The organism is Leucobacter fengyongliangi, from assembly GCF_052386045.1.
Genome location: NZ_CM126356.1, coordinates 70,051 through 95,974, shown reverse-complemented (window position 1 = coordinate 95,974; position 25,924 = coordinate 70,051). Strand labels below are relative to the sequence as shown.

Annotated in this window: 25 protein-coding genes and 2 tRNA genes; 16 read left to right on the top strand and 11 right to left on the bottom strand. The window is 59.7% G+C overall.

All coding sequences use genetic code 11. The features are described from left to right. Positions 1 to 6: 6 nt before the first annotated feature. From yidC to rpmH, 4 genes are all read right to left on the bottom strand, one after another. Complete coding sequence (gene yidC, locus ACTNFK_RS00495) at positions 7 to 954, bottom strand: membrane protein insertase YidC (protein ID WP_433645411.1); 948 nt, start codon at positions 952 to 954, stop codon at positions 7 to 9. 5 nt (positions 955 to 959) lie between these two features. Next, a complete protein-coding gene (gene yidD, locus ACTNFK_RS00490) occupies positions 960 to 1,211 on the bottom strand; it encodes a membrane protein insertion efficiency factor YidD (RefSeq protein WP_445117222.1) in 252 nt (83 codons plus the stop codon). Positions 1,212 to 1,273: 62 nt separating this feature from the next. Next, positions 1,274 to 1,687 carry a ribonuclease P protein component gene (gene rnpA / locus ACTNFK_RS00485; protein ID WP_435936406.1) on the bottom strand — a complete coding sequence of 138 codons (414 nt, stop codon included), beginning with the start codon at positions 1,685 to 1,687 and terminating at the stop codon, positions 1,274 to 1,276. A gap of 17 nt (positions 1,688 to 1,704) precedes the next feature. After that, a complete protein-coding gene (rpmH, locus tag ACTNFK_RS00480) occupies positions 1,705 to 1,842 on the bottom strand; it encodes a 50S ribosomal protein L34 (RefSeq protein WP_382446410.1) in 138 nt (45 codons plus the stop codon). A gap of 361 nt (positions 1,843 to 2,203) precedes the next feature. On the opposite strand from rpmH, the gene dnaA reads away from it, so the two are divergent. From dnaA to ACTNFK_RS00425, 11 genes are all read left to right on the top strand, one after another. Beyond that, the gene (dnaA, locus tag ACTNFK_RS00475; protein WP_445117178.1) at positions 2,204 to 3,631 is read left to right on the top strand and encodes a chromosomal replication initiator protein DnaA; all 1,428 of its coding nucleotides are present in this window, start codon (positions 2,204 to 2,206) and stop codon (positions 3,629 to 3,631) included. A gap of 412 nt (positions 3,632 to 4,043) precedes the next feature. Further along, positions 4,044 to 5,186 (top strand): DNA polymerase III subunit beta, encoded by a 1,143-nt coding sequence (dnaN, locus tag ACTNFK_RS00470; protein WP_435936405.1) that lies wholly within the window; start codon positions 4,044 to 4,046, stop codon positions 5,184 to 5,186. 9 nt (positions 5,187 to 5,195) lie between these two features. After that, positions 5,196 to 6,425, top strand: coding sequence for a DNA replication/repair protein RecF (gene recF, locus ACTNFK_RS00465; protein WP_435936404.1), 1,230 nt, complete (start codon positions 5,196 to 5,198; stop codon positions 6,423 to 6,425). Next, on the top strand, positions 6,409 to 6,897 hold the full coding sequence (locus ACTNFK_RS00460; RefSeq protein WP_435936403.1) for a DciA family protein: 489 nt from the start codon (positions 6,409 to 6,411) through the stop codon (positions 6,895 to 6,897). Before recF ends, ACTNFK_RS00460 begins: the two co-directional genes overlap by 17 nt. 255 nt (positions 6,898 to 7,152) lie before the next feature. Further along, on the top strand, positions 7,153 to 9,147 hold the full coding sequence (gene gyrB / locus ACTNFK_RS00455; protein ID WP_435936402.1) for a DNA topoisomerase (ATP-hydrolyzing) subunit B: 1,995 nt from the start codon (positions 7,153 to 7,155) through the stop codon (positions 9,145 to 9,147). A gap of 22 nt (positions 9,148 to 9,169) precedes the next feature. Beyond that, positions 9,170 to 11,728: a DNA gyrase subunit A gene (gene gyrA / locus ACTNFK_RS00450; RefSeq protein WP_435936523.1), complete on the top strand. Its 2,559-nt coding sequence runs from the start codon at positions 9,170 to 9,172 to the stop codon at positions 11,726 to 11,728. Next, positions 11,721 to 12,128 carry a DUF3566 domain-containing protein gene (locus ACTNFK_RS00445; RefSeq protein WP_433645422.1) on the top strand — a complete coding sequence of 136 codons (408 nt, stop codon included), beginning with the start codon at positions 11,721 to 11,723 and terminating at the stop codon, positions 12,126 to 12,128. Before gyrA ends, ACTNFK_RS00445 begins: the two co-directional genes overlap by 8 nt. A 97-nt stretch (positions 12,129 to 12,225) precedes the next feature. After that, positions 12,226 to 12,299, top strand: a tRNA-Ile gene (locus ACTNFK_RS00440). Positions 12,300 to 12,331: 32 nt separating this feature from the next. Next, positions 12,332 to 12,404 (top strand) — tRNA-Ala (locus tag ACTNFK_RS00435). A gap of 98 nt (positions 12,405 to 12,502) precedes the next feature. Continuing rightward, the gene (locus ACTNFK_RS00430) at positions 12,503 to 13,534 is read left to right on the top strand and encodes an alpha/beta hydrolase (protein WP_435936401.1); all 1,032 of its coding nucleotides are present in this window, start codon (positions 12,503 to 12,505) and stop codon (positions 13,532 to 13,534) included. A gap of 41 nt (positions 13,535 to 13,575) precedes the next feature. Next, positions 13,576 to 14,052: an NUDIX hydrolase gene (locus tag ACTNFK_RS00425; RefSeq protein ID WP_433645424.1), complete on the top strand. Its 477-nt coding sequence runs from the start codon at positions 13,576 to 13,578 to the stop codon at positions 14,050 to 14,052. Positions 14,053 to 14,147: 95 nt separating this feature from the next. Here the strand turns inward: ACTNFK_RS00425 and ACTNFK_RS00420 are convergent, their stop codons facing one another. Then, on the bottom strand, positions 14,148 to 14,651 hold the full coding sequence (locus tag ACTNFK_RS00420; RefSeq protein ID WP_435936400.1) for a DNA/RNA helicase: 504 nt from the start codon (positions 14,649 to 14,651) through the stop codon (positions 14,148 to 14,150). A gap of 153 nt (positions 14,652 to 14,804) precedes the next feature. Between ACTNFK_RS00420 and ACTNFK_RS00415 the strand changes: the two genes are divergently transcribed. Both ACTNFK_RS00415 and ACTNFK_RS00410 read left to right on the top strand, forming a co-directional pair. Beyond that, entirely contained in the window at positions 14,805 to 15,314 is a 510-nt protein-coding gene (locus ACTNFK_RS00415) for a peptidylprolyl isomerase (protein WP_435936399.1), read from the top strand. Positions 15,315 to 15,543: 229 nt separating this feature from the next. Continuing rightward, complete coding sequence (locus ACTNFK_RS00410; RefSeq protein WP_435936398.1) at positions 15,544 to 16,248, top strand: rhomboid family intramembrane serine protease; 705 nt, start codon at positions 15,544 to 15,546, stop codon at positions 16,246 to 16,248. A 68-nt stretch (positions 16,249 to 16,316) separates the two neighbouring features. Here ACTNFK_RS00410 and ACTNFK_RS00405 read toward each other — a convergent pair whose 3' ends face one another. Then, positions 16,317 to 16,592 (bottom strand): cell division protein CrgA, encoded by a 276-nt coding sequence (locus tag ACTNFK_RS00405; protein WP_433645428.1) that lies wholly within the window; start codon positions 16,590 to 16,592, stop codon positions 16,317 to 16,319. Positions 16,593 to 16,652: 60 nt separating this feature from the next. Here ACTNFK_RS00405 and ACTNFK_RS00400 point away from each other — a divergent pair, with 60 nt between their 5' ends. From ACTNFK_RS00400 to ACTNFK_RS00390, 3 genes are read left to right on the top strand one after another with little or no spacing between them, the layout of a single operon-like run. Continuing rightward, a complete protein-coding gene (locus ACTNFK_RS00400) occupies positions 16,653 to 17,450 on the top strand; it encodes a class E sortase (protein ID WP_433645429.1) in 798 nt (265 codons plus the stop codon). Beyond that, positions 17,450 to 17,605, top strand: a complete 156-nt coding sequence (locus ACTNFK_RS00395) for a hypothetical protein (protein WP_435936396.1) — start codon at positions 17,450 to 17,452, stop codon at positions 17,603 to 17,605. Before ACTNFK_RS00400 ends, ACTNFK_RS00395 begins: the two co-directional genes overlap by 1 nt. Further along, a complete protein-coding gene (locus tag ACTNFK_RS00390; RefSeq protein ID WP_435936394.1) occupies positions 17,605 to 18,252 on the top strand; it encodes an anthranilate synthase component II in 648 nt (215 codons plus the stop codon). Before ACTNFK_RS00395 ends, ACTNFK_RS00390 begins: the two co-directional genes overlap by 1 nt. On the opposite strand, the gene pknB is transcribed toward ACTNFK_RS00390, so the two are convergent. The 5 genes from pknB to ACTNFK_RS00365 all read right to left on the bottom strand — a co-directional run bounded on the left by pknB (position 18,249) and on the right by ACTNFK_RS00365 (position 25,922). After that, on the bottom strand, positions 18,249 to 19,946 hold the full coding sequence (gene pknB / locus ACTNFK_RS00385; protein ID WP_433645431.1) for a Stk1 family PASTA domain-containing Ser/Thr kinase: 1,698 nt from the start codon (positions 19,944 to 19,946) through the stop codon (positions 18,249 to 18,251). The two genes, ACTNFK_RS00390 and pknB, sit on opposite strands and share 4 nt — an antisense overlap. A 90-nt stretch (positions 19,947 to 20,036) precedes the next feature. Then, positions 20,037 to 21,773: a serine/threonine-protein kinase gene (locus ACTNFK_RS00380; protein WP_435936392.1), complete on the bottom strand. Its 1,737-nt coding sequence runs from the start codon at positions 21,771 to 21,773 to the stop codon at positions 20,037 to 20,039. Further along, positions 21,770 to 23,251, bottom strand: a complete 1,482-nt coding sequence (locus ACTNFK_RS00375) for a peptidoglycan D,D-transpeptidase FtsI family protein (protein ID WP_433645433.1) — start codon at positions 23,249 to 23,251, stop codon at positions 21,770 to 21,772. The genes ACTNFK_RS00380 and ACTNFK_RS00375 overlap by 4 nt, the downstream gene beginning before the upstream one ends. After that, on the bottom strand, positions 23,248 to 24,636 hold the full coding sequence (locus ACTNFK_RS00370; RefSeq protein ID WP_435936391.1) for an FtsW/RodA/SpoVE family cell cycle protein: 1,389 nt from the start codon (positions 24,634 to 24,636) through the stop codon (positions 23,248 to 23,250). Before ACTNFK_RS00370 ends, ACTNFK_RS00375 begins: the two co-directional genes overlap by 4 nt. Continuing rightward, positions 24,633 to 25,922, bottom strand: coding sequence for a PP2C family protein-serine/threonine phosphatase (locus ACTNFK_RS00365; RefSeq protein ID WP_435936389.1), 1,290 nt, complete (start codon positions 25,920 to 25,922; stop codon positions 24,633 to 24,635). Before ACTNFK_RS00365 ends, ACTNFK_RS00370 begins: the two co-directional genes overlap by 4 nt. Positions 25,923 to 25,924: the final 2 nt, after the last annotated feature.

Here is a 25,924-nt window from a genome sequence, read left to right as displayed (position 1 = left end):
GGTGCCTCACTTCTTCTTCTTTGAACGCTTGGCGCTCTTCGGTTGCTGTCGTTGCCCCTGGGCCTCGGCCTTTGCCTCGCGGGCCTCTTCGATCTCAAGTTCCTCTGGGCTGAGCTTTCCCTTGGCACGCAGACGAGCCTGTCGCGCACGCCATGCATCACTTCCGGGCGTCGGCATGTTGTGAATCACAATGAACTGCTGACCCATCGTCCACAAGTTCGAGGTGAACCAATAGATGTTGAGTGCGAGCGGGAAAGCGACACCGGAGAACAGGAAGGCGAACGGGATGATGTACAGCATGATCTTCTGCTGTCGGTACATCGGGGATGCCTTGGTCTCATCAGAGATGTTCTTCGACATGATCTGCAGCTGGGTGAAGAACTGCGAGGCGATCATGGCAATGACGATGAAGCCCAGCAGAATCACAACGCTCCACTGTCCGGATTCCCAGCCCTGAGTGAAGGTCATCTTGAGTGGCGCCCCGAATACCGTGGCCGCATTGAAGCTTTGCGTCAGGTCTTCGCCCATGAACCCGATGCCCGGCTTGTTTTCCGAGGCGTTGCGCAGCACGTAGAAGAGCGAAAAGAAGATGGGCATCTGAATCAAGATGGGCAGGCATGAAGAAAATGGATTCGTGCCGTGCTTCTTGTAGAGGGCCATCGTCTCGCGACTCATGGCCTCGCGCGAGAACTGATCGCTCTTGCCCTTGTACTTCGCTTGCACCTTCTTCATCTCAGGCGCGAGATCCATCATCCGTCGCTGGGCCTTGATCTGCCGAACGGTCACCGGGATGAGAAGGGATCGAACGACTACCACGAGCCCGAGAATGGACAGCACCCAGGCCGCCCCCGATGCCGGATCAAGCCCGATGAGAGTGAAAAGTTGGTGCCAGAGCATGAGCACCAGCTCGACGAGCCAGCGCAAGGGCCACAGAATTGTCTCGATGAAATCCACCGTGATCAGGCCTTTCGTGTGGTGGGGCGAACGAATCCGCGGGAATTGATAGAAAATCTTGGCTGTCGGCGCTCGGGAGCATCATCGATACCGCCGGGAGTCCAGGGATTGCACCGGATCAAGCGCCAGATGGTGAGGCCGATCCCTGCCACACATCCCTGCCGTTGAAACGCTTCCAAAGCGTAGCGTGAACAACTGGGATAGTACCTGCACACCTCGCCATAGAGGGGCGACACTACCCGGCGGTATCCCAACATGAACGCGATTGCGATATTGCGGGGGAGCAGCCAGACTTCCTCAAGAAGCCGAATCACGACGCTCATGGTGAGACCGCTTGTTGTTGAGTCAGGGCCCACCGCTCGACCCGTACGAGAGCTCGATCAATTTCCCGGTTCAAGTCTGAGAACTGAGCGCTCCCGCTTGTGGGTAATGCACGAAACACTATATCGACTCCGGTGAATCCACTCCCCAGATGCCGTTCAACGATTCCTTTGAGGCGTCGACGCACCAGGTTTCTAGTGACGGCCCCGCCAACAGCTTTTGAGACGATGAATCCGAAGCGTGCGGGTAGTGGTTGCTGTGTCGAGCGAGTTTCGTCGCTCGCAGCCTCGGTGTCATCGTGCACACGCAAAACCGCGTGGGTGATGCAGAAAGCACCACCCACGCGGTATCCGTTTCGTACGATGCGCCGATAGTCATCGCCCCGAGTAATTCGGTGCTGCCTGGCAGGCACGATCGTCTGCGTGAAGGCTACGCAGTGAGCTTCGTGCGGCCCTTGCCGCGACGTGCGGCAACGATCGCACGGCCCGCGCGGGTACGCATACGAGCGCGGAAACCGTGCACCTTGGCACGACGACGGTTGTTTGGCTGGAAAGTGCGCTTGCTCATTGTGAAGACTCCGTGACTTATGGAATAGATCCCCGACGCTTCAGTGACGAGGAAGTCGAATCTGGGCAGGGCGACAACTGGGTTGCACCCATACAAGGATCCAAAGATACGCCGATTTTCCGGGTAAGTCAAAGTCGAGCACACGGAGTCGATTGATTATCCGCACACCCGGCGTGAAACAGTTCAGCTTCCGCGGCGTGTTCTGGCAGGTGACTTGCCTGTGGACAATTCTGTGACTAACGTGGGCGCAGGTGTGGATAGCGAACTGTTTCCCGCATGATTACGCCTTTTTACCCCGTCACCTTGTGGATGGAATTGGGGAATCTACTGTTGGTTAGTCGGAAGAATTTCGGAAGTACACGTGACTGAAGATGACGTACAACGCGTCTGGGCGCAAATCACCCATGCGGTAATGAGCGACCCACAGGTGGGCCCTGCTGTCGGCGCACAACTTGCGCTCGCGGTGCCCCGCGGCATCAGCGCAGGCACCCTATTTCTCGCGGTTCAGCATGAATTCACTCTCAAGCTCCTCGAGAATCGGTTACGTCCCTCGATCATGCAGGCGGTCTCCGCTATCTCAGATGCGGCTGAGATTGAAAGTTTCGTTGTTATCGTTGACATCGATGCACAGCCGGCTATCGACCCCGAGCCGGAAGAAAGCCCTGCTTGGCAGAATCACCTCACGGTTCCCCCGTCTGTCGAACATGTGCGTCCGGTGGAGGAACCGCGCCCTCGCCATGGGCAACATGATCTGGCTGATAGTCGACTCAACGAGAAGTACCGTTTTGATTCGTTTGTGATCGGGCAATCGAATCGCTTTGCCCACGCTGCCGCCGTCGCCGTTGCGGAGGCGCCCGCCCGGGCATATAACCCGTTGTTTATCTACGGCGATTCTGGCCTTGGAAAAACCCACCTTCTTCACGCAATTGGTCACTACGCGAGGGAACTTTTTCCCGAAATTCGGGTTCGGTATGTGAGCTCCGAAGATTTTACGAACGATTTCATCAATTCGATTGCAAATAACCAGGGTGCGGCCTTCCACGCGCGATATCGCAGCGTAGATATCCTTCTGGTCGATGACATTCAGTTTCTTGAGGGAAAAGCAGAGACCCAGGAAGCCTTCTTTCATACGTTCAACACCCTTCACGATCACAGCAAGCAAGTTGTCATTACGAGTGATGTGCCTCCGAAGCAGCTTCGCGGCTTCGAGGATCGCATGCGCTCCAGGTTTGAGTGGGGTTTGCTCACCGATATTCAGGTGCCCGATCTCGAGACGCGTATTGCGATCCTCCGAAAGAAGGCGAAGCGAGAGAATCTCGAGATCGATCACGACATTCTGGAGTTCATTGCCTCAAAGTTCACATCGAACATTCGCGAACTTGAGGGAACCCTCATTCGTGTGACGGCTTTTGCCAGTCTGAACCAACAACGTGTTGATATGCCCCTGGTCCAGACAGTGCTGAAAGATCTCATCACCTTAGATGAGGACAATGAGGTGCAGCCGACGGACATCATCAGCCACACTGCTGAATACTTTGATCTTGCCCTCGACGAGCTATACGGCGCATCCCGCGCCCAGCAAATAGCCACTGCCCGCCAAATCGCGATGTATCTGTGCAGAGAACTTACTCCGCTCTCTCTTCCTAAGATCGGCCAGCTCTTCGGAGGGCGAGATCACACCACCGTGATGTACGCGCACCGGAAGATCACACAACTTATTGCCGAACGACGATCCATCTTTAACCAGGTGACCGAACTGACTACCCGCATCAAACAGGCATCTCGATAGGTCCATCCACCTCACAGTTATCCACAAGGGGGCAAGAAGTTGTGAATAATTGGGGACAACTTTCGGTAATCTGTGCGGAAGTCGATCACCACTGTGGAAAGTCGTTTCCCCTCTGACTCCCGCAGAATTGCGCGGATCACACGCTATCCACCCTCTACGTACAACTCACACGCCTGTAGTTCCCAGTCCCCTGCAAGGATCGGGGGAGTTATCCACAGTTTCCACAGTCCCTATTACTATTAACTATCTATTCATCATTCATTGGGCGTTCCATCACGTTGTGGATAACCCGCGCCAGGTGCCCGCTAGGACCTTTCACTGACTCCGTGAGCCAGGAGTGTGCAAAGATTGTCGGGCGACCCTCGATGCTCGAGGATCTGGTTGCAGACTCAGAACTGTGCAAGGAGCTGGCATGCGTTTCACTGTCAATCGTGACGTGTTTAGTGAGGCCGTTTCATTTGCAGTCAAGCTACTTCCCCAGAGGCCGACACAGCCTCTGCTCAGCGGTGTGCTGCTGGAGGCCTCGAGCGATGAAATTACCCTGTCAGCGTTCGATTATGAGACCTCTGCTCGAACGACGGTCATTGCCGACACAGGTGAACCTGGACGCGCACTCGTTTCAGGCCGACTCCTCGGCGAAATCGCACAGCGGCTGCCGCACTCGGATGTTGAGATCTCTCTGATTGAAACGAGAATCCAGGTACGTTGCGGGGCCTCCTCGTTCAGTCTGCCCGCAATGCCCGTGGAGGAGTATCCGCAGGTACCGAGAGTCGACTCGGTTTCGGGTTCAGTTCCGGCCGACGTTTTTGCAGAGGCAATCGCTCAGGTTTCCCTCGCCGCATCGAAAGACGATGTCACCCCGGTAATCACCGGCGTTCAGTTCGAGATTGCCGATAATGCACTCACCCTCACCGCAACCGATCGCTATCGTGTCGCTACACGGCGGATCGATTGGCAGCCTCTCGGCGGAGACCCAACGCTCACCGCACTTGTACCGGCCAAGGTCGTCATCGAGGTTGGGAAGATGTTCGGCGGCGACGGCACAGTCGAGGTCGCTATCGTGAAGGACTCGGATCGTGAGTTAGTTGCCTTCACCGGAGGCAACAAGACGGTGACCTCGCTCTTGATCAAAGGAAATTATCCTCCCGTCGGGCGTCTGTTTCCCGAAAGTATTGAGAACTATGCGGTTCTCAATACAGCCGAGCTCGTTGAGGCGGTTGGACGCGTGGGCTTGGTGCTCGAGCGAGAAGCGGCGCTTCGGTTTTCCTTCGTCGAGGGGCAAGTGACGCTCGAAGCCGCAGGAACAGAGACGGCTCAAGCGGTCGAGACTGTGGACGCTCATCTTGTTGGTGATGAGATGGTGGTTTCGCTGAAGCCTCAGTTCCTGCTCGATGGGCTGCGCTCAACCCACGCCGAATTTGCTCGAATTGGCTTCACGCGCACAGATAACGCCAGTAAGCCGGGACCCGTACTCATCACGAGCCAGCGAAGTAAAGACGAACTCGACGAGCAGAGCTTCCGCTACCTCCTGCAGCCCAACCTTCTCCTCCGTTAGGAGTTCAAGATGCGGGTGACGCATCTCTCGTTGAGTGACTTTCGTAACTATCGGTCAGCCGAGGTGGGCTTCGCGCCTGGAGTTAATCTGATTGTCGGTGAGAACGGCCAAGGGAAGACAAATCTGGTTGAGGCGATCGCGTATTTCTCGTCGTTGAGTTCCCATCGCGTCAGTAGCGACAGTGCCCTGATCAGAGCCGGAGCGGATTCCGCGGTTGCTCGGATGCGAATCGCAGTCTTGGAGCGAGAGGCGCTCCTGGAGATTCAACTGAATCGCGGCCAACCGAATCGGGCGCAAGTTAATCGTAATCCTAGTAAGCCTCGGGAGCTGACCCGTTGGTTTTCCGCCGTCGTTTTCGCGCCCGAGGATCTCAGTTTGGTGCGGGGAGAGCCAGCGATTCGAAGGAAGTTTCTCGATGAGGCACTCGTGGCGCGTCATCCGCGACTCGCTGGCATTCTCGCGGATTATGATCGCGTAGTGAAACAACGGAGCTCACTCCTGAAATCGGCCAGACTGACCGGCAAGAAGGATGCCGTAGCCGAGACTCTCGGCGTTTGGGACGACCAGCTGATTGAGCTGGGTTCTCGAATCATGCATGCCAGGCAGCAGCTGGTGCACGAGCTGCTCCCCCATTTAGTGTCTAGCTATCAGGCGCTGGTGCTGTCGGATCATTCGCCTCACCTTGTATTGGTGGAGTCTGCTGGACAGGTGAAAACGAGCGGTAGTGTTTCACGTGAAACATCCCAGACTCCGCCTGAACCACCAGTGCGGGATGATCTCGATGTTTCACGTGAAACAATTGCCCAGCAGTTCGCCGAGGCGCTCGCGGGAGTTCATCGATTCGAACTAGAGCGGGGCGTCACATTAATTGGCCCGCATCGAGACGATCTCCATCTCGCACTCAATGGCCTGCCAGTCCGTGGGTACGCAAGCCATGGCGAGTCTTGGTCGTTTGCGCTCTCGATGCGCCTGGCACTCGCCGCACTACTTCGCGCAGAATCTCCAGTCGGAGATCCGGTAATTGTTCTTGACGATGTCTTTGCGGAATTAGATGCACGCCGAAGGTCGCGACTGATGAACGCCGCAGGAGACTTTGAGCAGGTCTTAGTGACAGCCGCGGTTGAGGGGGACCTCCCGACTGGCACTACCGGACGGAGAATACACATTGCGTCAGGGCAAGTGACCGACGTTGTGGAGGGAGAACTCGGGGAGGGGAAATCCGGTGGGCGGCAGCACTGACACAGGGTTCGCGAGCAATGCATACCTTAGGGCGAAGGCCCACTGGAAGGGCCTACCGCTCAGGAAAAGGGTTGGCTCAGGGAATGTAGTTTCGGGAAGCGTCCCGTTCGGACGAGGACGGGACCCGCAACCTTTAGGTCAGATACTTACCGGCACCGCGCAGGATCTCGGATGGAAACTTGAACTCGAGCAAGCCCGTCTTATTGCTGAATGGCCGGTCTTCATTGGCGAGTCGACCGCCGAACACACCGAGATCACTGAATTGAGAGACGGAACGTTGGTGGTGCAGTGCGACTCCACGGCGTGGGCCACGGAACTCCGGAGACTTCGAGGCGAAATTCTCACCCGAGTCCTGGACGAATACCCAAACGCGGAAATACGAGAGATCAAGTTCTTGGCACCCGGCGCGCCGAGCTGGAGACATGGAAGACGTACGGTCCCCGGACGGGGTCCGCGAGACACCTATGGCTAGGGGGAGAAGAGTGCTACTTTACGGAGCAATTCTTCCGTTCTGATTCACACGAATTTTTCTCGAACAGAGCTTCTGGGGAAGGGAAAGCGGAACGGAACCACTCGCACCCGAGAACTCGGGGTTGATCCCGTGCGAAGAACGGCCCTGAATCGCCCCGAAAGGCCCGTCTCGCGACTGCGCATTGATAGGCTAGTGTCCGAAAGTACCCGGCGCGAAATACCACCCTGAAACGCGGGTAGAGGGAACCATCACAGTATGACTTCAGAACAGGCTACGGCCGAACAAGAATACGGTGCCGGAGATATCCAGGTACTTGAAGGTCTCGAAGCGGTGCGCAAGCGCCCCGGAATGTACATCGGATCGACAGGCCCGCGCGGACTGCACCACCTGGTATACGAGATCGTGGACAACTCGGTGGATGAGGCACTCGCTGGCCACTGTGACACAATTCACGTCACGATTCTCGAAGATGGTGGAGTGAGGGTTGTTGACAACGGGCGAGGCATTCCCGTTGATATGCATCCGACCGAGGGTCGGTCCACCGTCGAGGTCGTTCTCACGGTGCTCCACGCTGGGGGAAAGTTCGGCGGAAGCGGCTATGCCGTCTCTGGGGGACTCCACGGCGTGGGCTCTTCTGTGGTGAACGCCCTGTCTTCTCGATTTGAGGTACAGGTTCGACGTCAAGGTTTCACGTGGAACATGTCATTCACAGACAGTGTTCCCAATGCTCCACTCGCTAAGGGCGAGGCGAATGATCAGAGCGGAACCACAATCACATTCTGGCCAAGCGCCGAGATATTCGAAACTGTCGAATTTGACTACACCACGCTCCGGACCCGCTTTCAGCAGATGGCGTTCCTTAATAAGGGGCTGCGGATCACGCTCACCGACCTGCGCCCGCAAGAGCCGACCGAGAACGAGCACGGTGAATTGATCGTTCCCGAGGCTCCTCGAGACGAGTTTCAGTATGAACGTGGCATCGAAGACTACGTCCGACACCTCAATGCCGCCAAGCGTGCTGACCTTGTGCACGAAGAGATCATCTCTTTCGAATCAGAAGACACAGTGCGTCGGATTTCCGCAGAAGTCGCGATGCAGTGGACAACGTCCTACACAGAGAGCGTTCACACCTACGCAAACACCATCAATACGCACGAAGGTGGCACCCATGAGGAGGGTTTTCGCGCAGCGCTGACCACACTGGTCAATCGCTACGCGCGAGAGAAGAACTTCTTGCGAGACAAGGATGAGAATCTCTCCGGTGAGGATGTGCGCGAGGGCCTCACTGCAGTACTTTCGGTGAAACTTGGTGAACCGCAGTTCGAGGGGCAGACGAAGACAAAGCTCGGCAACACTGAGGCGAAAGCTTTCGTTCAGAAAGTCGTGGGCGATCAACTCGGGGACTGGTTTGAGCGTAACCCCGGTGCTGCGAAGGACATCATCCGCAAGTCGATTCAGGCTGCGACTGCACGGCTCGCCGCCCGAAAGGCCCGAGAAACGGCCCGGCGCAAGGGTTTGCTTGAGTCTGGTGGGATGCCGGGCAAGCTCTCGGACTGTGCAAGCAAGGATCCTACGCTTTCTGAAATCTTCATTGTTGAGGGCGACTCCGCCGGGGGCTCCGCAAAGACCGGACGTAACCCGGACACGCAGGCGATATTGCCGCTTCGCGGAAAGATCTTGAACGTTGAGAAGGCACGACTAGACCGGGCACTTGGGAACGCCGAAGTCCAGGCCATGATTACCGCATTCGGTGCGGGTATCGGGGAAGACTTTGATCCGGGCAAGGCCAGATATCACAAGATCGTCTTGATGGCCGATGCAGATGTCGACGGTCAACACATCACGACACTGCTGCTCACGCTGTTGTTCCGGTACATGAGGCCGCTGATTGATATGGGGTACGTCTATTTGGCCCAGCCACCGCTCTATCGCATCAAGTGGACAAATGCGGAGCACGAGTATGTTTTCAGTGATTCGGAACGTGACGCGAGACTCTCTTTCGGGGCCGAGGCGGGAAAGCGACTCGGGAAAGAGAGCGGCGTGCAGCGTTACAAGGGTCTCGGTGAAATGAATTATGAGGAGTTGTGGGAGACCACAATGAACCCAGAGACACGAACACTGCTGCAAGTCACCATGGACGACGCAGCAGCGGCAGATGAAATCTTCTCCACGCTCATGGGAGAAGACGTGGAATCACGCCGGAACTTCATCCAACAGAACGCGAAGGACGTGCGCTTCCTTGACATCTGAGAACCAGACTCCAGAACGCGAGATCCCAGAGACGAGTGCCGAAGAGGCTCAGCGAATCCACGGCAGAATCGACCAGGTCGATCTTCAGCTGGAAATGCAGCGATCGTACCTCGATTATGCAATGAGCGTCATCGTCGGGCGTGCTCTTCCCGACGTGCGAGACGGCCTCAAGCCCGTGCACCGTCGTGTGATTTACACCATGTATGACGGCGGTTACCGGCCCGACAAGGCGTTCTCGAAGTGCACGCGCGTCATTGGCGATGTGATGGGTCAGTTCCATCCACACGGCGACACCGCCGTGTATGACTCGCTTGTCAGGCTGGTACAGCCGTGGGCGATGCGCTATCCGCTGGCGCTCGGGCAGGGCAACTTTGGGTCACCAGGCAATGATGGGGCGGCTGCCCACCGATACACAGAAACGAAGATGTCTCCGCTCGCCATGGAGATGGTGCGCGACATCGACGAAGACACTGTCGATTTTCAGGACAATTACGATGGTCGCACGCGTGAACCGACCGTCCTCACCGCTCGCTTTCCGAATCTTCTGGTGAACGGCTCGGTTGGCATCGCGGTCGGCATGGCGACAAATATCCCACCACACAACCTCCGTGAGGTCGCAGACGCGGCGAAGTGGCACCTGGAGCATCCTGAGGCAACTCGGGAGGAACTCCTTGAGGCGCTCATGGAACGTGTAAAGGGACCTGATTTTCCCACTGGTGCGCAGATTCTGGGAAGCAAAGGGATCCGGGAAGCGTATCAAACCGGACGTGGTTCGATCACCATGCGTGCCGTGGTGAGCATTGAGGAGTTGCGTGGGCGCAATTGCCTCGTTGTGACAGAACTGCCGTACCAAGTCAACCCGGATAACCTGGCGGTGAAGATCGCTGACTTGGTGAAAGACGGGAAGATACAGGGCATCGCCGACATTCGAGACGAATCGAGTGGACGTACCGGCCAGCGCTTGGTAATCGTGCTGAAGCGGGATGCAATCGCAAAGGTGGTGCTGAACAATCTCTACAAGCACACGCAGCTGCAGGAAAACTTTGGCGCAAACATGCTCGCGATTGTCGACGGAGTGCCCCGTACTCTCGCGATCGACGGCTTCATTACTGCGTGGGCGAGGCATCAGGTCGAGGTCATCGTGCGTCGGACCGAGTTCCGGCTGCGCAAGGCCGAAGCCGAAGCTCACATCCAGCGCGGCTACCTGAAGGCCCTGGATGCCCTCGATGAGGTGATCGCACTGATTCGTCGATCCTCAACAGTCGAAGCTGCCCGCGAGGGTTTGATGGAACTGCTGGGTGTCGACCAGATACAGGCTGACGCGATTCTCGGACTGCAGCTGCGACGACTTGCGGCACTGGAGAGGCAGAAGATTCTCGATCTTGCCGCCAAGCTTGAGCTTCAAATCGCCGAATTCCAGGGAATTCTTGCCTCGTCGTCCGCGCAGCGGCAGATTGTGGTTGAAGAGCTCGATGAACTGGTGCACAAGTTCGGAGACGATCGTCGAACCACAATTTTGCACGGCTTCGATGGCGACATGTCGATGGAAGACCTTATCCCCGAGGAGGAGATGGTGGTCACCATCACTCGAGGTGGGTATGTGAAGCGCACGCGAATCGACAATTACCGGTCACAGCATCGCGGAGGGAAGGGTGTCAAGGGCGCGCAACTTCGCGCCGATGACATTGTCGAACATTTCTTTGTCACCACGACCCACCATTGGCTCTTGTTCTTCACGAACACCGGGCGAGTGTATCGGGCGAAGACCTACGAGATTCCAGAGGGAGGTCGTGACGCAAAGGGTCAACACCTCGCGAACTTGCTTGCGCTCGGACCTGACGAACTTGTCACTCAAGTACTCGCATTGCGGAGCTTTGATGACGGGGGATACCTGCTACTCGCCACCCGCGATGGGCTCGTGAAGAAGACCGCACTGACGGAGTACGATACCAATCGCACGGGTGGAATCATTGCTATCAAGCTCAGAGAGGGCGATGAGCTCGTCTCGGCGCTGATCGCAACCGCTGACGATGACGTACTCCTGATCTCCCGACAGGGAATGTCGGTACGTTTTACCGCGTCAGATCAGGCGCTTCGACCCATGGGGCGTTCGACAAGCGGAGTTCGCGGGATGAACTTTCGCGAGGGAGATGCGCTTCTCACCGCCTCAACAATTACCGAGGGTGGCTACGTATTTGTGGTGACCGAGGGCGGCTATGCGAAACGCACGGCGGTTGACGAGTATCGGGTACAGCAGCGGGGTGGCTTCGGCATTAAGGTGGCCAAGCTCGACGAAAACCGAGGTGATCTCGTCGGTGGGTTTATCGTCGATGAGAGCGACGAAGTGCTCGTCGTACTCGCGACCGGCAAGGTGGTTCGTTCAAATGTCGCAGAGGTGCCGGCGAAGGGGCGGAACACAATGGGGGTCGTGTTTGCGCGATTCCCAGAGGGTGACCGTATCATTGGCATCGCGCGTAATGCGGAGCGTGGCCTCGACGAGGCTCCGGTCGAAGACGCTGAAACACCTGCCGAAGCGGCAATTACTGGGCCGGAAGAACCTAAGGAAGACGTGAATGAGTAACACTGTCGCCGACAAGCTGGCCAAGAAGACGAGAAAGAAGGCACCGGCGAAGCAGGTTCGCCTGAAGCTCGTGTACGTCGACTTCTGGTCTGCAGTGAAGTTCTCCTTCCTCGTGTCGTTGAGCCTCGCAATCGTGGGCGTCGTCGCCATCATTCTGGTCTACACGGTGCTCGTCTCAACCGGGGTGTTGAGCCAACTCGACTCACTCTTCATGGACATCGTGGGTGATCAAAACAGTCTGCTTGCGTTCTTTGGGTTTGCGCAGGTATTTGGTTTCGCAATCGTCGTCGGGATCTTGAATGTCATTGTTGGCACGGCGCTCGGTGCCGTCGCTTCGGTGATTTACAACCTCTTGGTCCGTGTCATCGGCGGCTTCCAACTCGGATTTACGAGCAATTAGGTGTCGTCCTCGCGCAAACTTCGTGCGCGAGGACACGTCCAAGGAGTGCCCGATTTCAGATTTCCGCTGGTTTCCGGTAGAGTCAGTTCTTGGTCACGGGGCTATAGCTCAGGCGGTTAGAGCGCTTCACTGATAATGAAGAGGTCCCAGGTTCAAGTCCTGGTAGCCCCACCGATGTTGTCGTGAGATAACATTGAACCCGCGGGTCCTTAGCTCAGTTGGTAGAGCGCCTGCTTTGCAAGCAGGATGTCGGGAGTTCGATTCTCCCAGGATCCACAACACGGAAGCCCACCAGATAATCTGGTGGGCTTCTTCCATTTTGTATAACGACCAGGCGCCTGCAACGGCGGCATCGGGTTCTCTAGACTGGCTCCATGAGCGGATGGCGCGCAGATGTACTGGGTGAGGGTTTCGAATTCTTGCGACTTGATCTCGGTGAGGACGCTGAAGGCCCCGTGGAGGCGACACTCGTGCGATCCCTCCCTCGACCACGGAACTTCTGGGAGCGGGCACTGAGGGCTCCCCAGCCACTGAGTGACGTTGACGTGCTCTATGTGCACGGTTGGTCTGACTATTTCTTCCAGCGCGGCCTGGCTGAATTCTGGACAGCCCGGGGAGCGAGATTCTTCGCGCTTGACCTGAGGAAATGCGGACGTAGCCTGCGTGAGGGCCAGACGCCCGGCTACGTGGAGGACCTCGCTGACTACGACCTGGAGATTGCCCTCGCACTCGAGGAAATGGGGCACCGGCTGGCACCCGACGCTCGGAGCACGTCCGACCGTCGGCTGGTGCTTCTCGGCCACTCCACGGGGGGGCTCACACTGAGTCTGTGGGCGGATCGGCACCGCGGGATTGCCGACGCACTGATCCTGAACAGCCCGTGGCTGGAACTTCAGCTCAGTGGCGCGGTGCGAAAGGCGGTGACCCCGGTGATGAACTTCCGTGCTTCGTTGAATCCGAGGGAGCTCGCCTTGCCACAGCTCGATTTGGGGTTCTACAAGCGCGCACAGCGCATGGTCGCGGATCCGCGTGAGCAGACCGATGTAAACCCACTGTGGCGGCCCGAGATCTCTCTCCCGGTCTTGGTCGGATGGTTCCGCGCCATCCTCGATGGTCATGCGCGAGTCGCTGCTGGCCTCCAGATCGATGTTCCAGTGTGTGTGTTGCTGTCTGCACGATCCCAGTTCGGGATGACCTGGCGGGACGAGATGTTGCGTTCGGACACTGTGCTTGATGTTGACCTCATTGCGCGTGCAGCTGTGAAGCTTGGTGATTCGGTGACCATCGAGCGCCTGGACGGCGCGCTTCACGATGTGTTTCTGTCGGAACCGCTCGCCAGGCGGGAGGCCTACGCTCGGCTGTCGCGATGGGTGATCGGCTGGAGCGCGGCCTACGCCCCATCCTGAGTGCGGCGCGACAGGGGACCCTGGCAGGCTAGGCTCGGTGTATGGATCTACGGGTGGCCGCCTACGCAGTGGTGGAGAGGCGCGGGAGAATCCTGCTCACCCACTGGCGTCGCGGGCACCTGCATGGGTGGACTCTCCCGGGCGGCGGGATTGACCCCGGCGAGGATCCAAGAGACGCGGTCGTGCGCGAAGTGCTCGAAGAAACCGGTCTCGAAGCTCGCGTGGGGAAGCTACTGGGTGTCGACTCGCGGGTGATGGTGCGTGAAGAAGTACCCGAGGGCACCGCGCCCGAGCTTCACACCATTCGGATCGTCTATCGCGCCTCGGTAAAGGAAGGTCCACTCCGCCACGAGATCGATGGATCTTCTGACGAGGCGCGATGGGTAGCCATACGCGAGATTCGTTCGTTGCGGACCCTATCGCTCGTGCAAACAGGGATTCGTATGGCGGGGATAGATCAACGCGGCCGCGCGAAGACGGGCGGACAACGACGAACCGCCAAGAACCCACCCAAGTAGTCACACTGATTCGCGTGCCTCAAGCACGCAAGGTCGTCAACACACAAATGCGGGGGCGACCACAGCCACCCCCGCATTGCACCTCGAACTGCGAGCTACAGTTCACCCTCCGGGGCAACCCAGAGTTCGTCATCGCTTCGGAATGCTTGCCACAGTGCGTAGCCAACTCCTGCAGCCGCGACGACTCCAAGACCGAGTGCGATCACGCCGCCAACTCGACGATTCTTTGAGGGCTTGAGCAACCCACGCTGCTCACCAAAGGTGCGGAGCTGCCCAGCCGCTTCAGGGTTCTCCATCTGCTCAAGTGTGCGGATGGTGTTCGCCAAAGCCGTTGCCACAATGGGTGCCGCGACCCGCCGTACGCGGTCTGCTGCACGGTGGGCAGCGATGACCCCGCGGTCAATGGTGGGGCGAACGCCTTCGATGGCATCGTTAACTCGGGGAGTTACATACTCGCCTCCGAGGTTCTTCGCCTGACGGCCGGCCTCCTGGAGTACGGATCCTGCGTGACCAAGAACAATGCGCTGTTGATCAAGCAATTCCTCGGCTTGGGAACGCAGACGCTTGAGTTCGCGACGACGCTTACGTGAGAGTGACATGGAAACCTCCGTTGCCTGTGCGGGCTTTCTATCAAAACTACACTGACAGCGACCGAGATGGGCGGCCCAGTGTGTGGAATTCACAGGGGAAAGCTAGCGAACAGCCGATGAACGGTGCCTCACCGTCAGTGGGGAGCACGTAAACTTGCATCCATGACTGTACACACCGCTGTTGCGACCATCCATACTAACCACGGCGACATCGTGCTGAACCTCTTCGGCGATCATGCCCCCAAGACGGTGAAGAACTTTGTTGAGCTGGCCCAAAAAGGCTTCTATGACGGGGTGATCTTCCACCGCATCATCGAGGACTTCATGATTCAGGGTGGTGACCCCACCGGCACGGGCACCGGCGGGCCGGGGTACGTGTTTGACGACGAGATCCACCCAGAGCTCGCCTTCAACCAGAAGTACCAGCTCGCGATGGCGAACGCCGGTAAGCGACCCGACCTCACAGGCCGTCTTGCCGGGACGAACGGTTCGCAGTTCTTCATCACCACGACCGCCCCCGGTTGGCTGACTGGCAAGCACACCATCTTCGGCGAGGTTGCCGATGATGCCTCGAAGGCTGTGGTTGACGCGATCGCCGCAGTGCCCGTTGGCCCGATGGATCGCCCGAACGAAGATGTCGTGATGACCGGCGTTGAGATTACCGAGGTCTAAGCAGGTGTCGAGAGATGCATCCGGGCCGCAGTTCGGCGAACGGGCCGAGTTCGGCCCGGATGACATCTGCTTCAGGCACCCTGATCGACACAGCTTCACCCTGTGCCAGCGATGCGGGCGCACGATATGCCCCGATTGTCAGCACGTTTCTGCAGTCGGCGTGCTCTGCACCGATTGCGTGAAGCAAACCCGGCCCAGTGTCGCGCAACGAGCGCAGCGATCAACGCGCGTGACGGCGCGGAAGTTGGCCGCACCCGGCACTCCGGTCATCACTTACAGCATTATGGTGCTGTGTGGTCTCGTGTTCGCAGCACAGGTGCTGAGTGCGAATTTTGGCGACAATGAAGTCACCCGCACGCTGTGGTACGCACCGCTTTACTCAATGCCGCAACTCTTCGAGCCGTGGAGGATGCTCACGGCGATGTTCACGCACTCCACGGGGTTCGTGTTTCACATACTTTTCAACATGCTCGCGCTTTGGCTATTTGGTCGGAACCTCGAGCAGATGATCGGTCGGGGCGCGTTCCTCCTGTTGTATCTCTTTTCTGGCCTCGGTGGATCACTCGGGGTCATGCTCTGGGCGTATGTCGACGTGCAATCGCTGCAGGTCGCGACGGTCGGTGCCTCGGGCGCGATCTTCGGCCTCCTGACTGCGACGCTCGTCGCCTATAAGGCCGCCCGCGTGAACGTGACATCTCTTGCCGTGTTGATCGCCATCAACTTCGCGATCGGCCTACTTCCGGGTGCCTCAATATCATGGCAGGCGCATCTCGGTGGGATGATCGTCGGGGCACTGACGATGTGGGTATTGCTCTCAACTCGCGGCCCGAGACGCAAGGGCACCCGGGTGGCCTCGCTGCTCGCCGTTGCGGCCGTGCTCTGCGTGTTGTCGGGGCTGTTCCTGGTGGTGCCGCCGATCACGGTCGGCTGGTAGTTATCCACAGATCTATCCCCACCTGGGGAGAATTACACCCGTGTGATTCCCCTGGAGGAGTCAGCAGACTACTTCCACCATGGAGTCATGAGGAAGCCGACCAGCACCAGTCCAAAACCGACAAAGATATTCGCCTGTCCGAAAGCGGGAATCGGCAACTGCACGGTTGAGCTCGTGATGTAGTAGAGCACGATCCACACGAGACCCAGCAACATGAAGCCAAACATCACCGGCTTGAACCACACCGGGTTTGGAATGTCACTGGAGTTCACCGATGCCTGGTCGGAGCGGTTCTCTACCGCCTTCGACTTACGCTTATTCACATTTTTACCCGCAGCTGCCATACGGACGAGTCTACCTGGAGCTTCTCCCCGCCTCACAGCCGGGAGAAATAGAATGTGGGCATGTCCCACGCATCCGAGCACCGCGACGCCGCACACGACGGCGGGGCGAGTCGAGTGCGGCGCCGTCGTGGCAGACTCAGCCCGTTGACCGTTATTGGGGAGATTCTCTTCGTCAGCGGGCTTGCCGTAGCCGGATACCTGGTGTGGCAACCCTGGCAAACTGGCGTCGTGGTCACAGAGAAGCAGGCTGAACTCTCGGCGATTGACTCTGCTGCCTGGGCAGCTGCCGCAGACGAACAACCCACCGCGTGGACCGGCGAGACGGCGGTGACGGAAAGGGTTGCCCCAGCCGAGGTCTTCGGTGTGCTGTACGTGCCCGCGTTTGGTGCAAGTTACGCGAATCGTATGGCAGAGACAACCGACTGGTGGACGGTGCTGAACCTCGACGAAAAGGGGATCGGGCGCTACGAGACAACCCAGATGCCGGGCGAGCCAGGAAACTTCGCGGTTGCCGGCCATCGGTCAGGGCCACTGATCAATTCCTTCAAAGAGATCATGAATCTCCGGGTCGGTGATCCACTGTATGTTCAGACCGCTCAGGGTTGGTATACCTACACATTCCGGTCATTCGAGTATGTGTGGCCAAACGAGGTCGACGTGCTGAACCCGTTCCCAAGGTTGACCGGTACTCCCGGTGTGGATCAGATCCTGACACTCACCACCTGCCATCCCAAGGATGCCGGGGATGCCGAGCGTGCGATTGCGTATGCGGTGCTCGAGAGCTTTCAGCCACTGAGCGTCGGCCCTCCCGCCGAACTCAGTGCGGTGAATCCGAACCTCGGAGGGATGGTGAGCTGATGTTTTCACTGATTTGGAGATTTTTCCCGGGCCCTGCGTGGATCAGATTGATAGTGATTCTCGCGGTGCTCGCTGCAGTGGTCTACACCTTGATCGCTATCGTGTACCCCTACGTTGCGACCCTTCTGGTGACTCAAGAAACGACGGTGGAGTGATGACTCGGATACTGGTAATCGACAACTACGACAGCTTTGTTTACACGCTCAACGGGTACCTGCAGCAACTCGGTGCTGAGACCCAGGTGATTCGAAACGATGATGTGAGTATCGGCGAGCTTGAGAAGCTGGTGGCAGAGGTTGACGGGGTGCTCATATCCCCGGGGCCAGGAACCCCGGCAGACGCGGGTATCTCCATTCCCATGGTGGACATTGCCCTCCGCACCGGCGTGCCTGTGTTGGGTGTGTGCCTCGGGCACCAGGCCATCGCCGAGGCTCTAGGCGCTACGGTCACCCATGCCGACGAACTGATGCACGGAAAGGTTTCTCATGTGCATCACACGGGGGATTCCTTCTTCGACGGGGTTGCGACCGATTTTGCGGCGACGCGCTACCACTCACTCGCAGTGGTGCGGGGCACCGTGCCCCAAGATCTTGTGGTCACAGCGGAAACACAGGGGGGGATCGTGATGGCACTCCGTCATCGCGAGTTGCCCATCTACGGCGTGCAGTACCATCCTGAGTCGGTACTCACCGAGGGCGGGTATCAGCAACTCGCAAACTGGCTCGGGGTGTGCGGCGCGGTCAACGCCGCTCAGATTGCCGCGACGCTGTCACCGCTCCTCAGCACCAGCTCGAACGACTAGCCCGAGCAGTATTGAATCTCAATTGCAGAGCCCTGCGGTTGCTGCCCAACGATTGACTGCTGCACCACCGGCACTCCGGCCTGCTGCAGGCAGCCTGGGTTTGGCTTCACGCTGGTGACCAGGTTCAGCCCTTCAAGCATTGCGGTCGCGGCCTGAATCGACTGTCCAGTGACATCGGGCACGATGACCATTCCGCTGGAAACCGTCACGTCAACGGCTCGACCGCGTGGAAGCGCGCTTCCGGGTTCGGGGCTCACCGCGAGGACACGGTCGCCCGGCTGGTCCGAGTTGTCTTGGGTGGTCACCATACCCACGGTCAGACCGAGCCCCTCGAGGGCAGCGGTGTAGTCGGCGAGACTCATTCCGCCGATCTCGGGCACTTCGGGCGACTCCGGGCCGGTGGAAATGTAGACCCGGATGGTCGTGTTCGTCGTCACACGCTCCCCAGCGGCGGGATCGGTTCGGATCACGTGATCCGCGGGGATCTCCTCGTCGGGGAGTTCCGTCGGCACCGGAACCAGGCCCAGTTCCATCAGCGCGTCAAACGCAGCGTCTCGATCGACGCTGATGAGTTCGGGAACCTCACGAGTGTTACTCGGGGTAAAGGTCTTCGGGGCAAGCGCAGCTAACCAGAACACCACCGCGGCGACGACAGCGACAACAGTCAGGATGGCCACCCAGACCCACATCACCGGGGGCCGGCTCTGTGACCGGGCGGTGCTGCCGCCCTCGGAGAGGCGTCGCAGCGCCAGGTCGGATTCCGAAGTCTCCTCACCACCGGTGAAGAGCACCGGAGCTTGCTCGTCTCCCGATCCCAGCCGTGGCATGATCCCGTCTCGGGCGAGGCGAAGTGCGTCTCTGAACTCGGAGGCGGTTTGAAAGCGCCGCGCGCGGTCCTTCGCGAGGGAGTGGAGAATCACCCGATCAAGCTCGGGCGAGACCTGCGGATCGCGTTCGCTCGGAGTCTGGGGCCGTTCACTAACGTGTTGGTAGGCGACCGCTACCGCGGTTTCACCGCGGAAGGGCACGTCACCGGTAAGCAGCTCGTAAAGGAGAATCCCTGTGGAGTAGAGATCGGTTCGCGTATCGACCGTCTCGCCCTTCGCTTGTTCGGGAGAGAAATAGGCCGCGGTGCCGAGAATGGCGGTGGTCTGCTGGACCGTCGAAGACGTTTCGGAGACCGCGCGCGCGATCCCGAAATCCATCACCTTCACCTGACCGGTTCGGGTGATCATGATGTTCGCAGGCTTGATGTCGCGGTGCACGATGCCGGCCCGGTGAGAATACTCCAACGCGGTGAGTACCGACTCGACAACTCTGCATGCCTCAGTCGGCGACAGCCGATCCACTGATGTCAGTTCACGCAGGTTCTGGCCGTCAATGAACTCCATGACGATGAAGGGGAGTCGCTGTGGGCCATCGGATGTCTGAATCAGATCGTCACCCGCGTCGAGCACGCGGACGACGCTCGGGTGAGCCAGGCGCGAGGCCGACTGTGCCTCTTGCCGAAAGCGCAGCCGAAACGCCTCATCGCCCGCGAGGTTCGCGCGCATGATCTTGATCGCAACCTGTCGACCGAGTTTGGTGTCAGTGCCGCGGTACACCGTTGCCATTCCACCCTGGCCGATGAACTCGCCGATGGCGTACCGGCCCGCGAGTATGCGCTGCTGGCTGGCCTGAGGGGTCTCAGTCATCGGTCACCTCTCTCGCGATCGTCGCACTGGCTTCTAGTTTAGGGCGGGTGGGTTGTGGCTGAGCACGCGTGGGGCCAGAGGCCTTGGTGCCTATTCGGCTGGTGCTGGGTCGGGGGCAGGGGTGGCAGCAGTGACCACCATCGTGACCGGATCCGACGCTGGCGAGGTGCGGGTGACGGAAGAACCGTTTCCACATGTCACCGTGTAGGTGACGCTCATCTGACCGTCGGGCTGTGGCGGCGGAATCTTGTTTGCGGTCACCGTCACGCTGGGGCTCGGCACCGATCCCGGAGCCGTTCCGTCTCCGTTGACCGTCACGTTGTATGCCTGGATGGTGAGTCCGGTCGGGCATGCGGGCACATCCCAGCTGACGGTCGCCGTGCCGCCGGATTCCACGGTCTGACTGCTGGTGCGCGGGGCCGCGGGCTTCGCGACATCGCCGAAGGGCACCGTGAAGGTCAGCATGATGGGCTGGTCGAGCTTGACGCGGGCCCCCGTGGGATTGACGTCGGTCACGATGTTGACCTGGTCGTCGGGACCCGGGCTTCCGGGCTGAGAACTGACGTTGATGAATCCCAGACCCCGCAGGTAACCGATCGCTTCCTCGACGTTCGTGCCGACGATGGCGGAAGCCTCGACCGCGGCAGTCTCTGCGGCGGTCGTCGTGGGCTTCTTCGTGGTGGTCGGTGTTGTGGTTTGCGTGGTGGTGGGCTCGTCATTGCCAGAATTGTTCGCTGAGAAAAGCGCGAACGCGGTTCCCGCGCCAATGAGCACGAGGAGGATGAGCAAAGTGATCAGCGGCCAGGTCCAGGGGCTTCGCTTCTTCTGCGGATCCGTGTCGTCCACATTCCCATCAAGCGGCTGGGCGACTCCCGCTCCACCGGGTAGAACGGTGGTCTGCGGGAGGGCGGTGGTCGCCGCGTCGGAGAGGCCCTGCTGCGACATGACGACGGTTGCCGCCGCTGCCGCACCCGCCACGGCGGGCACGTAACTGGCGGCAAGTGCCAGATTGCCGCGATGAAGTGCGGTCGCTGCCTGCGCGAGCTTCGCTGCGGTCTGTGGACGCTCGTCAGGATCCTTCGCGAGACAGGCCAGTACCAGCCGCTGTACCGGAGCCGGAACGTCGGCGGGAAGGGCAGGAGGCGCATCGTTGATCTGTGCCATGGCAATCGCCACTTGTGACTCGCCGGTGAAGGGGCGCTTGCCCGCGAGGCACTCGTAGGCGACGATTCCGAGTGAATACAAATCGGTCGACGGGGTTGCCGTGTGCCCGCTCGCCTGCTCGGGCGCGAGGTACTGCACGGTGCCCATGACCTGCCCCGTGGCGGTAAGTGGCACTTGATCGGCGATCCGCGCGATGCCGAAGTCGGTGATCTTGACGCGACCCTCGGGGGTGATGAGCAGGTTTCCCGGCTTGATGTCTCGGTGCACGAGCCCGGCATCGTGGGCGGCCTGCAGTGCGGTCGCGGTCTGCGCGACGATGCCGAGGACGCGATCGGCCGGCAATCGGCCCTCGCGCTCGATGATCGTCGAAAGAGGCTCGCCCGGCACCAGTTCCATCACAATGTATGCGGAGCCCTGCTCCTCACCGTAGTCAAAGACGTTTGCGATGCCCTCGTGGTTGACGAGCGCGGCATGGCGCGCTTCCGCGCGAAAGCGCTCGAGGAACCCTGGATCTCCCATGTATTCGTCTTTGAGGATCTTGATGGCGACGGTGCGACCGATAATGCTGTCGGTCGCTTTCCAGACCTCGCCCATTCCCCCGATGGCGATCCTCGAGCTCAGCTCGTAGCGCCCGCCGAACGTTACTCCTGCCACTGGTCTCATTGGCTTAACACCGCTTCCATCACTTGTTTTCCGACTGTAGTGGGCAGATCGTATGAACTCCCCAAGAAACTCTGGGCGGCCCCGCCGCCATTCTCGATTACCACGGCAATTGCCACCTTCGGGTTGTCAACCGGGGCGAATCCGGTGTACCAGAGGGTGAAGGGTCGATCCACGCCGCTCGCATCGAGGCCGTTCTCGGCGGTGCCGGTCTTGCCCGCAACTCGCACGCCCGGGATCGCCGCAACGTGACCGGTGCCATCGGGGTCGCCCACCACGCGTTCCATCATTGAGGTGAGCGCCGCCGCCGTTTCCTCAGAAATCGGAGTGCTGAGCTGCTCGGGCTCGAACTGCTTTTCAACCCTGAGGTCGGGCGTAATGACCCGGTCGACCAGATACGGCTTCATCACCACGCCCTCGTTGGCGATGCCCGCAGACACCATGGCCATCTGTAGTGGGGTGGATCGCACATCGAGCTGGCCGATTGACGCGAGCGCGACCTGCGCGCTGTCGAGGGGCGCAGGCGAGGTGCTCGGCGTCACAATGAGAGGGATGGACAGCTCCTGGTCGAAGCCAAACTCGCGTGCCATCTTCGGTACCGCGTCACGATCCATGCTCATCGCGAGCTCGGCGAACGGGATATTGCACGAGAAGATCATTGCCTGTGTGAGACTCACGGTGTCGCCAGGCCCGCACGTGGTTCGCGAGGCGTTCTGCATGATCGCGCTCGACTGTGGCAGAGGCAGGGTCGCCGGGTTGTCGAACGTGCTCTCCGGGGTCGCGGTACCGTTTTCGATTGCGGCAGCCGCGGTGAGCAGCTTGTAGGTGGATCCCGGGTGGTACAGATCGCCGCCTATTGCACGATTGAGCAGTGGCTGGGTCTCATCGGCCTCGAGCTGACGATAGTTGGTGATGATCTCGGCGTCGTTGTTGGTCGAGAGGAGGTTCGGATCGAAGCTGGGTGTCGACACCATCGCCAGCACACGACCGGTGGCGGGTTCGATCGCCACTACGGCTCCCTCGTACCCGGCCATGGCATCCGCAGCGACCTGTTGCACCAGGGGGTCGAGAGTGGTCTCAATCGAGCTGCCCTGCGGTTTTACCCCGGTCACGGTGCGCACGATACGCGTGAAGAACTGGGCGCTACCGAGGCCCGAGAGTTCTTGGTTCATCGCCTGCTCAAGCCCGGTCATGCCCTGGGTATGTGAGTAATAACCGGTGACCGGAGCGAACAGGGGCCCGTTCGTATATTGCCTGATGAAGCGATAGTCGTCTTGCGTGGCGGTGGAAAACGCGATGGGATCGCCGCCAACCAGGATCGAGCCTCGTTCAACCTTGTACGTATTCTTCAGCGTGCGGCCGTTGAGTTCGTTCGCGCGCAGCTCGTCGGCAGAGACGAACTGAATCATGGTTACGGCGAAGAACAGCACGATGAACATACCAAACACGGTGCGGGTGAGATTCTTCAATTGCTTGTTCATGCGCGAATCACCAGCTTCGGTCGGTTGCGTACCGAGTTCGAGAGTCGCAGCAACAGGGCGATGATGATCCAGTTAGAAACCAGCGACGAGCCGCCCGCCGCGAGAAATGGCGCGGTGAGACCGGTAAGTGGAATGACGCGGGTGACACCGCCCACCACGATGAAGATCTGTAGCGCGAGCGTAAAGCCCAGGCCCGCGGCGAGGAGCTTGCCGAAATCATCCTGCCCGGCAAAGCCAATGCGCAGGGCGCGACCGACCAAGACGAGGTAGGCCCCAAGAATCACGAACAGCCCCACCAGGCCGAGTTCTTCGCCGAGGCTCGGGATGATGTAATCGCTCTGCGCGAGCGGGGTATCGCCCGGATAGCCCTGCCCGAGGCCAGTGCCGGTCATGCCACCGTTTGCCATGCCGAAGAGCCCCTGCACCAGCTGGAAGCTCGCCCCCAACGGGTCGGAGAACGGATCGAGCCAGTTCGCAAAGCGGTTGCCGACATAGTCGAGGACCTGGCTCGCGAGGATGCCGCCGGCGAGGAAGAGGCCAACACCGAGCACGATCCACCCGACGCGGCCCGTGGCGACGTACAGCATCGAGAGGAACAGCCCAAAATAAAGAAGCGAGGTGCCGAGGTCGCGTTGGAAGACGAGCACCGACATGGCGATGAGCCAAAACGCAACGAGCGGCCCGAGATCTCGCCCCCGGGGGAAGCGAATGCCAGCGAACTTCTTTCCCACCATCGAGAGCGCATCGCGATTGCGCACGAGGTAGCCTGCAAAAAAGATCGCCAACAAGATCTTCGCGATCTCACCCGGCTGAAAAGAGAATGCGCCAATGAAGATCCAGACGCGGGCGCCGTTGATCTCGCGACCGATCAGCGGCAGCATCGGTAGGAGCAGCAAGACGACCGCCGCGAGACCCGTGAGATAGGTGTATCGGAACAGCACCAGGTGGTTACGGATGAGCGCAACCACGGCGATGGCGACGAGGATCGCGATGGTCGACCAGACGAGCTGCCTGATCGAGACGGCATCCCAGCCCACCAGGTCTTTGGACAGGTCAATTCGATAGATCTGCGCGATCCCGATGGTGTTGAGCAGCGTTGCCACCGGCACGATGAGCGGGTCAGCATCGGGAGCGACCCGCCGAACCACCACGTGCAGCGCCAGCACGGAGAGCACAAATGCCACACCCCCGGGGAGCAGCGTGGTTGAGACCTCGCCGAGCACGGTGAGATCCACAATGATCACCGCACCGACGCCAATCACTAGCGCGAACAGGGTAAGTGAGAGCTCGAGACCGCGCAATAGGCGAGGCTGTCGAAGCGCGGTGATGCGCTGCAACACCGTCTCGCTCGTGCGAGTGTTCTCGTATCCCTGTGACTTGCTCACGGTTCCACCCCCAGACGCAGCACGATCTCGCGCGCTTCCGCGAGGGAGCCCGCACTCAACGTTCGCTCGACCTGGCGCTGCTCAAGCCCGCCCAGCGAATCGAGCGGGATCCCGGTGTCTTCCGCCTCGGAACTCAGGGAAAGCGTGCCGATACCTTGCTGCACTCCGCGGTAGATGATCACGGTGTCGCCGTCGGTGCCGACGTAGTAGAGACTCTGAGTCCACTGGTAGCCGAGCGTCAGCGATCCGGCGATCACCGCGATGAGCGCGAGCAGCCCGATGGCCCAGATCGCGCGCCGCCTTCGATTACGTCGCTTTGTCTCGGCGATCAGCTCGGCCAGGTACTCATCGATGCGAGGCTCAAAGTGGCTCTCGGCGGCCGGGGTTGAGCGTCGGATCATGCGCCGGCGCGAGAGCAGTCGGGTGCGACTCGTACTGACTTCCTCGTCGGCTGTCTCGGTGGCTGCGGATCCGGCGAACCGGGGGCCAGGCATTTCGGCGGCGGTAAGTGGGGCGGCCATGGTCTCGACGAGCACCACGGTGACGTTGTCGGGGGCCCCGTGCGCAAGCGCCTTGTCGATGAGCTGATCCACTGCGCCTTGGAGCGACGGGCGTCGCAGCAGAATCTTTTCCATGTCGATGTCTTCGACATAGCCACACAGCCCATCGGAGCACAGCAGCCACACGTCGTCGGGCCTTGTCTGCAGCACGGCAGTGTCGATCTTGGGTGAACTGTCGACGTCGCCGAGCACACGCATGAGTACAGAGCGGCGCGGGTGCGTCTTCGCCTCGTCTTCGGTGATTTGCCCGCTGTCGACCAGGTGCTGCACGAACGTGTGATCTTGTGTCACCTGCGTGAACTTGCCATCTCGCAGCAGGTACAGGCGAGTGTCGCCGATGTGTGCCAGCGACAGGCGATCACCCACGGTCATGAACCCGGTGAACGTGGTGCCCATGCCCGAGAGCTCGGGGCGTTCGCCTACGGTCGAACGCAGCATGCGATTCGCGCGCAACAGCTGATCCGCCAGCTGATCACTGAACGCTCTCGCCTGCGCTTCGGTGGGGGCAACGGGCTCACCATTGAGGTCGAGCTGACCCGTTTCGGTGTTTGCGTCAAGCTTGGCGATCGCGCGGGTCGTGAGCGCCGACGCGACATCGCCACCCGCGTGCCCACCCATGCCGTCGGCAACGAGAAACAAACGATCGCCGGCAAACGCCGAATCCTGGTTGTTCGATCGCACCATTCCCACGTGGGAACCAATGGCGCTCGCGTACCCGACGGTCACTC

What these genes read in the sequence shown, in the direction of transcription:
- pknB (WP_433645431.1), bottom strand. Translation starts at nt 19,946, where the DNA reads ATGACTGAGACCCCTCAGGCCAGCCAGCAGCGCATACTCGCGGGCCGG.
- recF (WP_435936404.1), top strand. Translation starts at nt 5,196, where the DNA reads ATGCGGGTGACGCATCTCTCGTTGAGTGACTTTCGTAACTATCGGTCA.
- rpmH (WP_382446410.1), bottom strand. Translation starts at nt 1,842, where the DNA reads ATGAGCAAGCGCACTTTCCAGCCAAACAACCGTCGTCGTGCCAAGGTG.
- ACTNFK_RS00415 (WP_435936399.1), top strand. Translation starts at nt 14,805, where the DNA reads ATGACTGTACACACCGCTGTTGCGACCATCCATACTAACCACGGCGAC.
- yidD (WP_445117222.1), bottom strand. Translation starts at nt 1,211, where the DNA reads ATGTTGGGATACCGCCGGGTAGTGTCGCCCCTCTATGGCGAGGTGTGC.
- ACTNFK_RS00395 (WP_435936396.1), top strand. Translation starts at nt 17,450, where the DNA reads ATGTTTTCACTGATTTGGAGATTTTTCCCGGGCCCTGCGTGGATCAGA.
- dnaN (WP_435936405.1), top strand. Translation starts at nt 4,044, where the DNA reads ATGCGTTTCACTGTCAATCGTGACGTGTTTAGTGAGGCCGTTTCATTT.
- ACTNFK_RS00390 (WP_435936394.1), top strand. Translation starts at nt 17,605, where the DNA reads ATGACTCGGATACTGGTAATCGACAACTACGACAGCTTTGTTTACACG.
- ACTNFK_RS00400 (WP_433645429.1), top strand. Translation starts at nt 16,653, where the DNA reads ATGTCCCACGCATCCGAGCACCGCGACGCCGCACACGACGGCGGGGCG.
- ACTNFK_RS00445 (WP_433645422.1), top strand. Translation starts at nt 11,721, where the DNA reads ATGAGTAACACTGTCGCCGACAAGCTGGCCAAGAAGACGAGAAAGAAG.
- gyrB (WP_435936402.1), top strand. Translation starts at nt 7,153, where the DNA reads ATGACTTCAGAACAGGCTACGGCCGAACAAGAATACGGTGCCGGAGAT.
- ACTNFK_RS00420 (WP_435936400.1), bottom strand. Translation starts at nt 14,651, where the DNA reads ATGTCACTCTCACGTAAGCGTCGTCGCGAACTCAAGCGTCTGCGTTCC.
- ACTNFK_RS00430 (WP_435936401.1), top strand. Translation starts at nt 12,503, where the DNA reads ATGAGCGGATGGCGCGCAGATGTACTGGGTGAGGGTTTCGAATTCTTG.
- ACTNFK_RS00405 (WP_433645428.1), bottom strand. Translation starts at nt 16,592, where the DNA reads ATGGCAGCTGCGGGTAAAAATGTGAATAAGCGTAAGTCGAAGGCGGTA.
- ACTNFK_RS00375 (WP_433645433.1), bottom strand. Translation starts at nt 23,251, where the DNA reads ATGAACAAGCAATTGAAGAATCTCACCCGCACCGTGTTTGGTATGTTC.
- ACTNFK_RS00380 (WP_435936392.1), bottom strand. Translation starts at nt 21,773, where the DNA reads ATGAGACCAGTGGCAGGAGTAACGTTCGGCGGGCGCTACGAGCTGAGC.
- ACTNFK_RS00425 (WP_433645424.1), top strand. Translation starts at nt 13,576, where the DNA reads ATGGATCTACGGGTGGCCGCCTACGCAGTGGTGGAGAGGCGCGGGAGA.